This is a genomic window from Paenibacillus algorifonticola (assembly GCF_000971975.1).
Classification (GTDB): Bacteria; Bacillota; Bacilli; order Paenibacillales; family Paenibacillaceae; genus Pristimantibacillus; species Pristimantibacillus algorifonticola.
The window spans coordinates 1-13,194 of record NZ_LAQO01000068.1 but is presented as its reverse complement, the minus strand read 5'-3'; the positions used below and the strand labels follow the sequence as shown (position 1 = coordinate 13,194).

Sequence of the window (13,194 nt, the reverse complement as noted above, 5' to 3'; positions counted from 1 at the left end):
TTTTGTGCGCAAATTTCGATGCTACAGAAAGTTATGAAGATTCAGAGAACATTTATGCAACGCTAGTGATTGATGATAGTGAAACAGTTAGAATTGAGCCAGATGTAACCATTATTGTGGGACAAAATGAATCGGGGAAAACTGCTTTTTTACAGGCTTTGCATAAAGCGTTTCCCGTTAAAAAAAATATCACCTATAATGTGACCGAGGAATATCCTCGAAAGGGTTAAATAGCTATCAAAAAATTCAAGAAGATCTCCCAGCTGTAGTGTGTGAACTAACGTATCAACTTACTCCTTCTGAAATCAAAGTTATTAACGATGATCTGGGATTTAAATTAATTGACTCTCTATCCTTTACATATTCAAAGAGATATAAAGGAAATGGGAATGTTAAAATTTCGAGTTTCAAACTATATCTCCTTGGTGTTACAACAATTAAACATTATATCTAGCAAATAAAAAAGAGATTGCCCTACAGTCAAGGCAACCTCTACTCCGTTCTCAATCTATCCTGCTTTCAGAGCGGGCCCATACAAGCAATCCTCTCTACCCCTCAGAAACCTCTGGCAGTTCCACCCGCATGCGCTGGAACAAAGCAAATATGACAGCACTGGTCAAAATAATGACAATCCCCGACCAGAAAAACCATACCTGTACGCCATACTTATCGACAATAGGTCCTGCTAATGCTAGCCCAATCGGGGAGGAGAGCATCATCACACTTGTGACGAGTGAAATAACGCGTCCCAGCATCGATGGCTCGAACGCCCTTTGGATCATCGCCATATAAGGCCCATTGAAGAAAGGCGCTGCCGCTCCCATAAAGAACGACACAATCACGAACAGCACAAAGGCCTCCTTGCTGATCACACCGCTTAGCACACAGGTCAGACCAATCATAGCCAAGCTCAGGCACATATACGTAATGTCCTTCCATTTCGAAGCAACTACTGACAGCAGCACACCACCAGCAATCATGCCAATGCCAAAAATCGCTTCAATGAGGCTTGCACTGTATCCCCCACGCCCGAAATGAGATAACGTCATAAAAGGAAACAATGTCGCCAAAGGCATAAATCCAATGCTGAAAATAGCTGTAGCTATCGTAATTACGACGATTGGCTTTACTTTAATGAAAGCATTCCAGCCCAGCTTAAACTCCTTGAAAAAGGATGGCGCTTGTGCAGCCTCCGGCTTTGGCTGATGAATTTTAACAAACAATAACATGACATTGGCGATTAACGCTCCGGCCACATCAAGGAACAGCACCGCACCCAGCGAGGTCGCTGAATAAACGGCAATGCCAAGCGCTGGCCCGATTACACTGGAAAATGAATAAACCATCTGCTGCCAACCCGCCACACGGGTCAACTGATCCTCAGGCGCCATTAATGGAATCGCAGCTTGAAAAGCAGGCGCATGGAATGCAGAGGCTGCTGAGCGAATCATTAAAATAACGTATACAAACGCTAGACTCGGCTCGCCAAAAAAGAAATACAAGCCTAAAATCAAACTAAAAAATGCAATCGCACTATCGGCTATAATCATCGTCAGTTTACGGTTCCAGCGGTCAAGCCATACCCCAATAAAAGGCCCTAAAATCGCCTGTGGCAAAAATCCAGCCAAACCCGCAATCATTAAAACCGAAGCGGATCCCGTCGTTTGCGTCAAATGCCAAATAACCGAAAATTGCACCATCGAGCTAGTCAATATTGAAAAGATTTGTCCGCTGAAAATAATCGCGAACGTTTTTTGCCATTTAAGCTGCATGGATATAGTCTCCTTCATTCATTTTGACTATTACATATGCATCTCAAATTAACGTAAACGCATGAAATGGGTCAAGAAAGACACCTCCTAAAAATTAGAATAATTATAGCAAATAATAGTGATGCAGAAAAGACAAATTAAACAGAAAGCAAACAAAAGCAGCCGGTTCTTATTCCCGGCTGCCTGCTATCATTTGCGTGCGTCACGCTGAATGCCTAATGGCTTATTTTTTACTAAACGTTAATCATAAATCATTGGACTTCTTCTGTTCGTATTCGTATAGTTATCGCGGTCAGTACGGTCGGTCATGCTGCGATAGTTCATGTCGCCATCAAAATCGCGTGTTTCAATTTTGTTAGCATTTGCCGGGAACAGACGCTCAGCCATTGCATTAAATTCAACTAGGAAGCCTTGAATCGGATGGCCATTGCGGACATCTGTCATATAGCTGGTCATGCGGCCGACAAAATCCGGATTAGCCGATACGTAAACATTGTCTACACCTGGCTTTACCTTTCTGACTTCCTTGGCAATGTCGGCTTTAATTTGCGAGGTCAGCTCATTTTCGCCTGTGCTCATCGTATTCATTCGGCGCTGCATGTTAGAGCCGTCGCGGCCCATGTAGCTGGAGTTGGTACGGCTCATCAGCTTTTTATCGCCATTTTTGAGGTTGTCCTCAAAGGACACTGCCACATAGGCATTGTTATCTGTCAGCAGAACATTTGCTGATTTAACGTTATGCTTATTTGCAATGCGTTCCGCAATTTCTTCGCTCATTTCCATTTTATAATTTTTATGACTACCCACAATATTGTTGCCCCGGATGTTTTTTCCATTTACGTAGTTTTTCTCATTCATATGATCGTTTGCAAAGCGATCCTTTAACATTTTGTTTCCATTTGCATCTTCCCTTACCATTTTGGTGCGAATGTTCTTATTTCCTAAATCCCCTTGATTGGCTGCACAGCCTGTCAACATGGCGCTAAGCAGGGCGCCTGCGGACAAGACAGCAAGCAAATTCGTTTTACGCATGTGCCGTATTCCTCCCTTGTTGTTGTTTACAGGCCTCATGACCCGCTATTAGGATGGGCCTCCGGGATTCAGACTATGCACCAATTGGACTTGACAAAATGTATGGAGAGGAGTAATTTATTATCAGGTATTAGCATCTGGTACTAAAATGTGAAGGAGTTGTTTTTGATGACCATTTCCACTCTCGTTCATTCCCATGCAGCAGTAACTGCTATCGGCACTTATGTCCCTGATCGTATTTTAAGCAATCAAGATTTGGAAAAGCTTGTAGACACTTCAGATGAATGGATTTTTCAACGTACAGGCATCCGCGAGCGCCGTATTGTCGGGGAACGGCAATATGCGAGCGATTTGGCCATTGAAGCCGTCCGTGATTTGATCCATAGATATGAAAAAACCGTTCATGATGTCGACTATATCATCGTCGCAACCTCCACACCGGACTCTTTTGTACCAAGTGTAGCCTCACGAGTACAGGCCTCATTCGGCATGAAGGGCTGTGGAAATGCTGATTTGCAAGCCGCATGCGCCGGCTTCACTTCCGCCCTGCAAATGGCAAATGGTCTATTGCTCTCCAAGCTATGCCGCAAAATTTTAATTATTGGCACCGAAACGCTTTCGCGCGCTACAGACTATACAGACCGGACGACCTGCATTTTATTCGGCGATGGCGCAGGCGCAATGCTCGTTGAAACCATGGATATTGGAGCAGATTTCAACAACACAGCTACCGCTGGTGCCACACTGCCTGCTGGCGATATACTCGCTTCAAATGCGAGTACCGAAGGCGAGCACGGGCATCATGTGTACCGCAGCAGCCTTGCGCCACATATCGGCAGCTTCGAGCTTTCCCAGAACAGCATGCTCGTCCAAAATGGACGGGAAGTGTATCGCTGGGCATTAAGCCGCGTAGCAGAAGGCGTTCAAGAGCTGCTGGATGGCAGCGGCCACACTGCTCAGACGATTGACTGGTTCGTTCCGCACAATGCCAATCAGCGTATTATTGATGCTTTATGCGAGCGTGTCGGTTTTGATGCGCGGCAGGCGCTGTCCAGCATTGAGCATTATGGCAACACCTCTGCCGCTTCCATTCCGCTGGCGCTCGATGCAGCCGTCAAAGACGGCAGAGTGAAGCCGGGTCATCTGTTGCTGTTGTATGGCTTTGGAGGCGGACTTACGCAATCTGGCGTTATTATGCGGTGGGCGATTTAAGCCGCCGCAGCCAGAGCAGCGTGCCCGAGCCTCATTATGCAAATAAAATAGAAAGCATCGCATGCAGCCTATGGGCATAAGTATGCTCGCTCAGCGTGCGATGCATGCCGCGAATCGCAATTTCCTTGCGTTCATTTTCATGATTCAAATAATAATCCAGCTTTTCCACCATTTCCTGCGGAGATTCATACGTAACAATTTCCACACCCGGTGTGTAAAAAGAAGCCAAATCCGCCCGCACATCCGTTAGCTGAAGCACGGCGCAGGCCGAAATTTCAAACGTTCGCGGATTCGGAGAGGAAGCCGTCACCCCAAGACTGTTGCTGTTAAATAAGGCGTCATCGTAAGCCCGATGCATGTTGATGACGATTTTTGAAGCATTATAAGCAAGCGCCGTATCCTGCGGGGTCAACCAGTCTCCTAGATTAATTTTAGATCGAAGCATATCGAAGTTTTTCAGCCTATCCCACCATATCCCCGATATGAGTGTTTCTTTGGAGGCCAGATAAGAGTCTGCCTCGTTAAAATAGTGAACTCTGTTCAAGTAGCCTGAGCCGATGAAGCTGATTTCCTTGCGTTTGCTGCGCTCCGGCTTCATCGGCCTGAACTGGGCAGGCATGACGCAAAACGGCAAATAATGCACATTGGCACAGCCGTGCTCCTGATAAAGCGCCACACAATTTCGATCAAGCGTAAATACGGTGTCATAATGCGGGGCAAGCGTTGTCGTAATATCCGAGTAATAAGGATCATCAGTAAACCATATAGCTGTACGAATACCTAACACCCGCATAGCATCAATTTGCGCGACATCAAACTGCAGCCCATCCAGCACAATAACGTAATCAGGACGAACCTGCGCGGCGATTTCTGCTACAGGCTCCCCAGTCTTCACGACAGTTAGCTGAGCTACCATTCCCGATAATGTGGCGGCTACCGCTTCATCAAGCGGCGAATAAGGAAATCCCTTTCCCGTGGACACATACATGACATGTACAGGCCACACTCCTGTTACCGGGGGGATTCGGCTCATAACCAACTCGCATTGGCCAAACCAATAACCGTCATCCCAGCCCGCTTGATAGCCAGCGGCTCTCCCTAATTCCAATGCCGTATGAGGCCTTTGCCTTTTTCGCAAAACAGCTTGTTTAGCCATTCGGCTCTCCCTCCTTCATAATAAGCTGTAATAGCTGTACAGCACGTGATCTGAATGTATGGTCCCGCAGCGTGCGGCGCAAACCATTAACTGCTATCCGGCTTCGCGCCTTCTCATTTTCCAAATAAAAATCGATTTTCGCCGCAAGCTCCTCCGCATGCTGAAAAGTCTCAATTTCCTGCCCAGGCGTGTAATAATGCGGCAAATCCTCACGAATATCCGTTAGCTGAAAAGCGCCGCAAGCGGCAATCTCATACGTTCGCGGATTGATAGAGCGCCCCGGACTTTGAAAAGCATTGAAATTATCTGAGCCTACCTCTGTCGTCCGATGTATATTAATGACGATTTTGGCGCTGTTATAATAAGGGATCGTCTGTTCAGCGCTTAGCCAGTCGGTATGGATAAACGGCTACAGCCGCTTATAGGCCGATAAGCGTTCCCACAAACCCCCAGACAAAAAGATTTTGCGCCTCTTTGCCAGCAACTGCTCGCTAATGTCATCAAGTATCCCAATCCGGTTCCAAAATCCTTGCCCAATAAAGCAAACATCGCTGGCAAAAGCTGAATCCGTTCGCTGCGGCCGATATAAGCCGGTATGCACCGCGAGCGGCAAATAATGTACATTCGTGCAGCCTATGCTGCGATACAGCTCAAGTGTCCCAAGCTCATGCGTCAACACTACATCGTAATGCAGCGCTGCTATAGCCGTCTTCTCCGTCATATAAGGATCATCTACGAACCATACCGCCGTGCGAATGCCCTGCTGCCTGACCGCGCTGATCTGTTCTAGATGATTGGCTGGAAAAGTATGCAGCCCATTCATCACGAGCACGATGTCGGGCGAAATGGCTGCCGCTTGCTCGGCAAGCTGTTCAGCGCTTCCGACATGAAGCTCGGTCACTCTCGCTTGCAATGCCTCAATGAGGCCCGCGTCAATGGCCTCAAATCCTTGCGGAATATAAAGCAATCGCAGTGGCACGGGCGTCTGCTCCGGCGGGGGCAAAAGTCCGCTTACCGCTTCGCAAGCCCCGTCACGCCAGCCGGTATGAAAGCCTGTTTCATACCCACTTTGCCGTACCTGCTTGCGGGAATTATTTTTTCTGGCCACCATTTGCTGCACCGCCTTGCTTCGTTTTCAATCCCTGTACAACACGCTTTCATTATGTATATGTCAAAAAGCAGCCACGCTAAGCGGCTCTTGTCCCTGCATCGCAAAAATTGGCGTTTAACCTTCTGTTTTCACCAAGATCCTTGCTGTATATGGATACGGACACAGCTTGTCCTCTGACTGACAACCTAAAAATAGCCCTAGCTGGCTGTTGGTTGAATAAACCATCAAGCGAGCAGGGCTTATTTGAAAATATCCGCATCCTTCCGTAGAGCATGACGATGTACGTGTTGGCTATGGCGTTTGCTCATACGCCAGCTGATGTCCATCTTCGAAGCCTTTTGCAAATCCAGCATTATAACCGGTATTATACGTCTGGTTGAAGCCCTCATTAAAGGACTCTGGCTCGATCACACGCTTTCTGGCCACCTTCCTGCGGCGGCGCAGCGATGAGCTGCTCCCTCTCTTTTTCCCTGTTGTCCGGCGCGTACGCGTGCTTTTTGAGCGGCGCGTTACAGCTTTGCTAGCGTAACGTTTCGTTGCCCGCTTGCGCGCGGACACGCGTTTTTTTATACTCAATTCCAATTCCTCCTGTTCACTTGCGGATGCCACCGCACCTGCTTCCCTCTCAGCTTGTTATGGAGCCAAGGCTTGACGGGCTTTCCCGTCCTTACCCGGTAGCTGCGCAAAGGCCAGCCCGTCACACTTTCAGCCAGCTGCTCCTGCATATTGGTCAATAGACGCACATTTTCACCAATTCGCTTGGCTGTTTGAGGAGCCAGCTCCGCTACATCAGCCACGCTGTTCAAAATGCGGGCAAGCGCTAGCTGGCTGCGCGCAATGGAAGCCAGCACCTCCAATTTAACCTCTCGCTCGCGGCGTACCAATTCTCTCAATTCCCGCCTCCGAATCCGCCGCCAAACTGGAAATCCGTGCCGGAGGACTGGCCTTCCTCCCCGTCCTTCTGCAATACGGCTTTGAGCACAGATACGATGCCTTGGCTCATTTTATTAATGCCTTCAATTGTCTCGACCATCTGGTCATGTACAACTAGCGTTTGCTTAAGCTGCGTCTGGTCGCCTGGAAAAGTGCCCGTATGAATATGGTTGCATATCCAGTTGCGGGCCTTCTCTGCTTCCTCCGCCTTCGCCTCCAGAATTAGCGCCACGTTCCATTGCATATTGGCAGTAGCTCCCAACATGCGCATATAGGCTTGCTCTCGGTCCATGACATGCGCTCCCCTTTTCGCTTCGTCATTCTTCCTCACCCGGGTTCAGCTCTTTTATCGTATAAGACAGCTGAGACGCCAGCGTCTCCTGCAGCTCAGCCATGCTGTTTAAATAAGCAATTACGCTGCCGAACAGCGATTGCGATTCCCCGAGCAGGTCTTCCACGCCGCCCAGATTCGGCTGTTCGTCGGGGAGACTTTTCACAATTTCGGCCATTCGTACCGTGACATGGCGCTTCGCTTCCAGCATACGTGCCATCTGGCTGTTGGAATGGGATAAATGCTCAATAATTTCGGTTACGATATGCTGCATGGCCAACATTCCTCCCTCTGGCTATGGCTTGGCCCTGTGCCGCCACTTAAATAAGTGCAGCTCTTTACAGCATATGCACGGCGATACACAGTGATACTTGGCATCAAACAGTGACTGGGCAGCTATTCTATAGTCCTTGGCGGAGCTTGACAGCGGGAATAATCGGCAAACCATCCGGAATGGCTTGCAATTGCTCTAATGTAAGCTGTACGGAAGGCCTTGCTTTAAGCGCCCAGCCTTCAAAGGCTGCTTCCGTTATGATTTTTCGCTTCAATCCTTGCTGTATATAATAATGAAAACCATCGAGCCCGCTAACGGTTTTGCCATGAAGCTCGTTGCCTTCGATCGCTAGCATTTGCTGCCACCTTGCATGAACTTCCTCGCTTGAAATCGGCGGGCCGGGCGGCCAGCGTCTGATATCGATTTGCCCAAGGCGGATGGCTTCTCCGTTAAATTCGCCTTCAACGGGGCGCCTGCCGCCGCCTTCAATCCAATACACCGTGCCGTTTATCCCGGTAACGGCAATGCCGTCCGGGTAAAAGGCCGCCTCTCCTAGCGCCGCTAGTTCGGCCTGAAGCGCAGGCTGCTCGGCAGAACGGTACTTCATGACGCTGACCAGTTCATGCGGATTGCCCCATTTATTCATATAATGCTGCAGGTTGCGGTGGTTAACCTCCTCAAGCTGTGCACCTAGCGCTTTGATACTGACGCTGCCAAAATGGTGAATAAACGAATCGCGGGCAATGACAAGCGAATACCCTAACAGCTTCACCCGTATGTTATAGTCATCATCTTCAAAATTGCCAATTTCGAAGCCTTCATCAAAATAGCCGATTTTCTCCCACAGCTCTCTGCGAAGCAGAAGGCAGAACCCCGTCAACCGATCAACCTGCTGCCAGCGTCTGGAATCTGGCACGTTATTCAACCTCGCAAAGTCCGGCATATCCGATACTTCCGTATAGGTAACCTCTATCAACTGCTCGCCGCCAATATAATTCGTGACAGGCCCGACCATGCCAATTTGCGGGTTGCTGTTCAAGCAGGCAATCATATTGTCCAGCCAATTGTCGGTTACGAGCGTATCATTGTTCAAAATAAGCATCATTATGCCTTTAGCCATCATCATGCCTCTATTGACCGCACCAGCGAAGCCGTAATTTTCGCTTAAAATTCGGTAGCGCACCTGTCCATCAAGCTGGGCCAAATAGCTATCCGTTCCATCGGTCGAAGCGTTGTCAATGACGATAATTTCATAGGCAAGGTCCGTATGGTCAATAATGCTTTCAATGCAAAGCTTCAAATAATGGAGCTGATTATAGCTCGGGATAATGATGCTCGTTCCTTGAAACTTCTCATTATAGCTGGTAAATCCCGCTTGCCTGCCATCCTGATAGCCTTGCTCCACACCTTGCGCATACGATGCTTGCTGCCGCCCGCGCGATTGTCTGGTGCTGCGGGGCCGCTTTCTTGCCGTTGATCTTCTCATTCTCCCGTCTCCTTCAACAGTCTCGCTGCCGCTTCATGCAAGGATTCGAACGTTCCCGCATCCGTCCACCATCCTGCGAGCGTATGGAAAGCGAGCGTTCCGGCCCGGGCATACATATTGTTCAAATCGGTAATTTCCAGCTCGCCGCGGCCTGACGGCTCCAGCCGATCAATCGCTGCGAAAACGCTGGAATCATACATATAGATGCCCGTTACGCATAAGTCCGATTGCGGCTCTGCCGGCTTTTCGTCTATATAAGCAATTTGTCCCGCTTTCTGAAACACCGCTATGCCATAGCGATGGGGGTCTGGCACCTGCTTGAGCAGCACCATCGCGCCTTCCCGCTGCTGGGCAAATTTCCGCACATACGGAGCCAAATTATCCTCGAATAAATTGTCGCCAAGCAGCACGATAAACTTCTCATCATTTCGAATAAAATCGCGCGCCAGCTCCAGCGCTTCCGCAATGCCTCCTGCTTCCTCCTGAATACGGTAAGTCAGCGAGACACCGAGCTCACGGCCGCTGCCTAAATACTCTGCAAACAAACCTATCGATTGCCGTCCTGTCACGAGCAGCAATTCTTGTATGCCTGCCTGATGCAGCTTATCGATGCCATAAAAAATCATAGGATGCTTGCCTACAGGAAGCATATGCTTATTCATTAAAGTGGTCAGCGGCCTTAGCCGCGTCCCTGTTCCCCCTGCCAAAATGACTGCTTTCACGGTTTAACCTCCATGCCGCTTTAGCTATAGCCTAAAGCGCAAACTCGCGGCAGCGTCGGTAATCCTCAAAGCCGCCGCGTTCATTCGATTGTGTAATCAGCCAGTGGATCGCTTCCAAATGATCCCCGACAATGAGATGCTCCAGCGGACTGCGCCGTTCGCGCTGCGGTCTGCGCTTGTTCATTTTGCCAACATTGACTGTGTGCACCGCCTCAACCTTCAGACCAAGCCGAATCGCTCTCGCGTGGGCAAGCGGCGGAACGCACAGCGCCTCCGCTCCGATTAAAGATAGACCCTGCCTGCTTATCGCATGGGGGACCGCTGTAAAGGAAGCCCCTTTCAGCTCCGGGCGCTCCAGCACAATGTTGAGCGTATACTTCGCAAGCACGACGCTGTGCACATCGGTTTTGTCTACTGGACCGGTATAATCATTTAAAGCAGCATCTACGCCGCGATGCAGCACTGCATAGACAAAATGCCGCAATTGTGCGGTACTTATGACCATATCTCCATCCACAAACAGCAGCACTTGACCTAAAGCAGCCCGCGCTCCAATGCTTCGTCCAACATCATGACCTAGCGCCTTCTCATAGCGGAACACTCGCGCTCCCGCACGCCTGGCGATTTCAGCTGAACCATCCGTCGAGCCGTTTGCAACGACGATAACCTCGGTGCGGGGATGGACATCCGCCGCTTCCCTTATGACCCTCCGAATGGTAGCCCGTTCATTCATAACGGGAATGATAACTGAAACGACTGGAGACTGCAGCGCCTGCGATTCTCCGGTATAATCGTCTGCGACCAGGTTGCTCTGGGCAGAACGCGCCTTCTTCACTGCGCGGAAACTCCGGGCTTTTTTCCCCTTCGCACCCTTCGCTTTCTTCATCCGCTTTGTTCACCTCGGTATACGCCTATAGTTCTAAATAGGGTTGCATGGTAATTACACCACATTGTATGTACCTCCATCATCTGCGCAACGGCAAATGTACAACTCCCATGATGTCTGTCCCGTACCCATATCAACGGCAGTAGGCGGCTACCAGAAAAAAAGAAGTTCCCCCTGCGCCTTGCGCAAGAGGAACTTTTTCCATGTTGAATTATTGGGTCTAATCAGAAAATGGCTAATAGCATTTTGAAGCAAGCATTATTTATTGCCCGATTGCAATCCAGTTGATGGTGCCGCTGAAGGCTTCGCTGAAAAAGCGGCGATTAATCGATAGGATGACATGCCCCGGCTCCTTCGCTTGAATGCATACATAGCAGGCCGGATGATCGCTCGTTGCTGTCAGCACATATTGATCGCTTGCGAACGGTTCGTCAAAAAGAATAACCTGCTCTAGCTGCTGATCCTCAGGCGGAAAGCTGTACGGGCATAACCCAAATTGCTGCTTGCTGATGCTGCCGCTCCGTCCAACGATTGGCGAAAAAGCAAGAGCCGATAGCTTTACGCTGGCAGGTGCGAGATGCTCGGAGGTAACCGCACCATACGTGATTTTGTCACTCGTTACACTGTCGGTCGATAGATGCTCCGTCTTCACGGCTCCTTCCGCCAGCGACTCACTGCCTACGCTCGCAAATGCCAGCTTCGACGACGTAATGCTCGCTTCGCTCAGCTTTTCCGTTGTGACGCAGCCATCCGCCAGTTTATCGCTCGTTACGCTCTCTGCCGTCAGATGCTCGGTGATCACGGCTCCTTCCGCCAGCGCTTCACTGCTCACGCTCGCAAAGGCCAGCTTCGATGCTGTTACGCTCGCTTCGCCCAGCTTTTCCGTCGTGACGCAGCCATCCGCTAGCTTATCACTCGTTACGCTCTCTGCCATCAGATGCTCGGTGATCACGGCTCCTTCCGCCAGCGCTTCACTGCCTACGCTCGCAAAGGCCAGCTTCGACGCTGTGACGCTCGCTTCGCCCAGCTTTTCCGTCGTGACACTGCTATTCACCAGCTTCTCGCTCGTTATGCTCTCTGCCGATAGATGCTCCGCCTTCACGGCTCCTTTCACCAGCGCCTCACTGCCTATGCTCGCAAAGGCCAGCTTCGACGCTGTTATGCTCGCTTTACCCAGCTTTTCCGTCGTGACGCAACCATCCGCTAGCTTATCACTCGTTACGCTCTCTGCCGTCAGATGCTCGGTGATCACGGCTCCTTCCGCCAGCGCTTCACTGCCTACGCTCGCAAAGGCCAGCTTCGACGCTGTGACGCTCGCTTCGCCCAGCTTTTCTGTTGTGACGCAGCCATCCGCCAGCTTATCACTCGTTACGCTCTCTGCCATCAGATGCTCGGCGGCAATAGCACCATACGTGATTTTGTCGCTCGTTATGCTGTCCATCGATAGATGCTCCGCCTTCACGGCTCCTTCCGTCAGCGCCTCACTGCCTACGCTCGCAAAGGCTAGCTTCGACGCCGTTACACTCGCTTCAACTAGCTTTTCTGTTGTGACGCAGCCATCCGCCAGCTTATCGCTCGTTACGCTCTCCGTCGCCAAATGCTCGGTGGCAATAGCACCATACGTGATTTTGTCACTCGTTATGCTGTCCATCGATAGATGCTCCGCCTTCACGGCTCCTTTCGCCAGCGCCTCACTGCCTACGCTCGCAAAGGCTAGCTTCGACGCCGTTACACTCGCTTCGCCCAGCTTTTCCGTTGTGACGCAGCCATCCGCTAGCTTATCGCTCGTTATGCTCTCTGCCGATAGATGCTCCGCTTTCACGGCTCCTTCCGCAAGCGCCTCACTGCCTACGCTCGCAAAGGCCAGCTTCGACGCCGTTATGCTCGCTTCGCCCAGCTTTTCCGTTGTGAAGCAGCCATCCGCTAGCTTATCACTCGTTATGCTCTCTGCCGATAGATGCTCCGCCTTCACGGCTCCTTCCGCAAGCGCCTCACTGCCTACGCTCGCAAAGGCCAGCTTCGACGCCGTTATGCTCGCTTCGCCCAGCTTTTCCGTTGTGAAGCAGCCATCCGCTAGCTTATCACTCGTTATGCTCTCTGCCGATAGATGCTCCGCCTTCACGGCTCCTTCCGCAAGCGCCTCACTGCCTACGCTCGCAAAGGCTAGCTTCGACGACGTTACACTCGCTTCACCCAGCTTTTCCGTTGTGAAGCAGCCATCCGCTAGCTTATCGCTCGTTACGCTCTCTGTCGACAGATGCTCCGCCTTCACGGCTCCT

General features: G+C 50.4%; 15 protein-coding genes. 2 read left to right on the top strand and 13 right to left on the bottom strand.

Annotated elements, in window-relative coordinates:
* Positions 1-230, top strand: a 230-nt coding sequence (locus tag WH37_RS36140) for an AAA family ATPase (protein WP_197091411.1), incomplete at its 5' end; no start/stop codon positions are given.
* Positions 231-548: 318 nt separating this feature from the next.
* Here WH37_RS36140 and WH37_RS32725 read toward each other — a convergent pair.
* Both WH37_RS32725 and WH37_RS34110 read right to left on the bottom strand, forming a co-directional pair.
* Entirely contained in the window at positions 549-1,772 is a 1,224-nt protein-coding gene (locus WH37_RS32725) for an MFS transporter (RefSeq protein WP_046234862.1), read from the bottom strand.
* 240 nt (positions 1,773-2,012) lie between these two features.
* Positions 2,013-2,804 (bottom strand): YhcN/YlaJ family sporulation lipoprotein, encoded by a 792-nt coding sequence (locus WH37_RS34110; RefSeq protein ID WP_052737425.1) that lies wholly within the window; start codon positions 2,802-2,804, stop codon positions 2,013-2,015.
* 168 nt (positions 2,805-2,972) lie between these two features.
* Between WH37_RS34110 and WH37_RS32715 the strand changes: the two genes are divergently transcribed.
* Complete coding sequence (locus WH37_RS32715; RefSeq protein ID WP_046234861.1) at positions 2,973-4,016, top strand: ketoacyl-ACP synthase III; 1,044 nt, start codon at positions 2,973-2,975, stop codon at positions 4,014-4,016.
* A gap of 34 nt (positions 4,017-4,050) precedes the next feature.
* Here the strand turns inward: WH37_RS32715 and WH37_RS32710 are convergent, their stop codons facing one another.
* From WH37_RS32710 to WH37_RS32665, 11 genes are all read right to left on the bottom strand, one after another.
* Positions 4,051-5,172 carry a CgeB family protein gene (locus WH37_RS32710; protein WP_046234860.1) on the bottom strand — a complete coding sequence of 374 codons (1,122 nt, stop codon included), beginning with the start codon at positions 5,170-5,172 and terminating at the stop codon, positions 4,051-4,053.
* The gene (locus WH37_RS36895) at positions 5,165-5,575 is read right to left on the bottom strand and encodes a glycosyltransferase (RefSeq protein WP_342351764.1); all 411 of its coding nucleotides are present in this window, start codon (positions 5,573-5,575) and stop codon (positions 5,165-5,167) included. Before WH37_RS36895 ends, WH37_RS32710 begins: the two co-directional genes overlap by 8 nt.
* Positions 5,576-5,581: 6 nt before the next feature.
* Positions 5,582-6,283 carry a CgeB family protein gene (locus WH37_RS36890; protein ID WP_231594465.1) on the bottom strand — a complete coding sequence of 234 codons (702 nt, stop codon included), beginning with the start codon at positions 6,281-6,283 and terminating at the stop codon, positions 5,582-5,584.
* Between the two features lie 291 nt (positions 6,284-6,574).
* Complete coding sequence (locus tag WH37_RS32700; protein ID WP_046234859.1) at positions 6,575-6,859, bottom strand: hypothetical protein; 285 nt, start codon at positions 6,857-6,859, stop codon at positions 6,575-6,577.
* A complete protein-coding gene (locus WH37_RS32695) occupies positions 6,856-7,176 on the bottom strand; it encodes a hypothetical protein (protein WP_052737424.1) in 321 nt (106 codons plus the stop codon). The genes WH37_RS32700 and WH37_RS32695 overlap by 4 nt, the downstream gene beginning before the upstream one ends.
* Positions 7,173-7,508: an alpha-helical endospore appendage domain-containing protein gene (locus tag WH37_RS32690; protein WP_046234858.1), complete on the bottom strand. Its 336-nt coding sequence runs from the start codon at positions 7,506-7,508 to the stop codon at positions 7,173-7,175. The genes WH37_RS32695 and WH37_RS32690 overlap by 4 nt, the downstream gene beginning before the upstream one ends.
* Before the next feature lie 25 nt (positions 7,509-7,533).
* Positions 7,534-7,821 (bottom strand): hypothetical protein, encoded by a 288-nt coding sequence (locus tag WH37_RS32685; protein ID WP_046234857.1) that lies wholly within the window; start codon positions 7,819-7,821, stop codon positions 7,534-7,536.
* A 127-nt stretch (positions 7,822-7,948) separates the two neighbouring features.
* Positions 7,949-9,307: a glycosyltransferase family 2 protein gene (locus WH37_RS32680; protein ID WP_046234856.1), complete on the bottom strand. Its 1,359-nt coding sequence runs from the start codon at positions 9,305-9,307 to the stop codon at positions 7,949-7,951.
* Positions 9,304-10,029, bottom strand: coding sequence for a sugar phosphate nucleotidyltransferase (locus WH37_RS32675; RefSeq protein WP_046234855.1), 726 nt, complete (start codon positions 10,027-10,029; stop codon positions 9,304-9,306). Before WH37_RS32675 ends, WH37_RS32680 begins: the two co-directional genes overlap by 4 nt.
* Positions 10,030-10,060: 31 nt before the next feature.
* On the bottom strand, positions 10,061-10,915 hold the full coding sequence (locus WH37_RS32670) for a glycosyltransferase family 2 protein (RefSeq protein WP_082111121.1): 855 nt from the start codon (positions 10,913-10,915) through the stop codon (positions 10,061-10,063).
* A gap of 262 nt (positions 10,916-11,177) precedes the next feature.
* Positions 11,178-13,194, bottom strand: a 2,017-nt coding sequence (locus WH37_RS32665; protein ID WP_046234854.1) for a WIAG-tail domain, incomplete at its 5' end; no start/stop codon positions are given.

Excerpts from the sequence above, each read along its gene's own strand:
- WH37_RS32725 (WP_046234862.1), bottom strand. The coding sequence starts at position 1,772 with ATGCAGCTTAAATGGCAAAAAACGTTCGCGATTATTTTCAGCGGACAA.
- WH37_RS32715 (WP_046234861.1), top strand. The coding sequence starts at position 2,973 with ATGACCATTTCCACTCTCGTTCATTCCCATGCAGCAGTAACTGCTATC.
- WH37_RS32685 (WP_046234857.1), bottom strand. The coding sequence starts at position 7,821 with ATGCAGCATATCGTAACCGAAATTATTGAGCATTTATCCCATTCCAAC.
- WH37_RS32690 (WP_046234858.1), bottom strand. The coding sequence starts at position 7,508 with ATGGACCGAGAGCAAGCCTATATGCGCATGTTGGGAGCTACTGCCAAT.
- WH37_RS32710 (WP_046234860.1), bottom strand. The coding sequence starts at position 5,172 with ATGGCTAAACAAGCTGTTTTGCGAAAAAGGCAAAGGCCTCATACGGCA.
- WH37_RS32680 (WP_046234856.1), bottom strand. The coding sequence starts at position 9,307 with ATGAGAAGATCAACGGCAAGAAAGCGGCCCCGCAGCACCAGACAATCG.
- WH37_RS34110 (WP_052737425.1), bottom strand. The coding sequence starts at position 2,804 with ATGCGTAAAACGAATTTGCTTGCTGTCTTGTCCGCAGGCGCCCTGCTT.
- WH37_RS32670 (WP_082111121.1), bottom strand. The coding sequence starts at position 10,915 with ATGAAGAAAGCGAAGGGTGCGAAGGGGAAAAAAGCCCGGAGTTTCCGC.
- WH37_RS36890 (WP_231594465.1), bottom strand. The coding sequence starts at position 6,283 with ATGGTGGCCAGAAAAAATAATTCCCGCAAGCAGGTACGGCAAAGTGGG.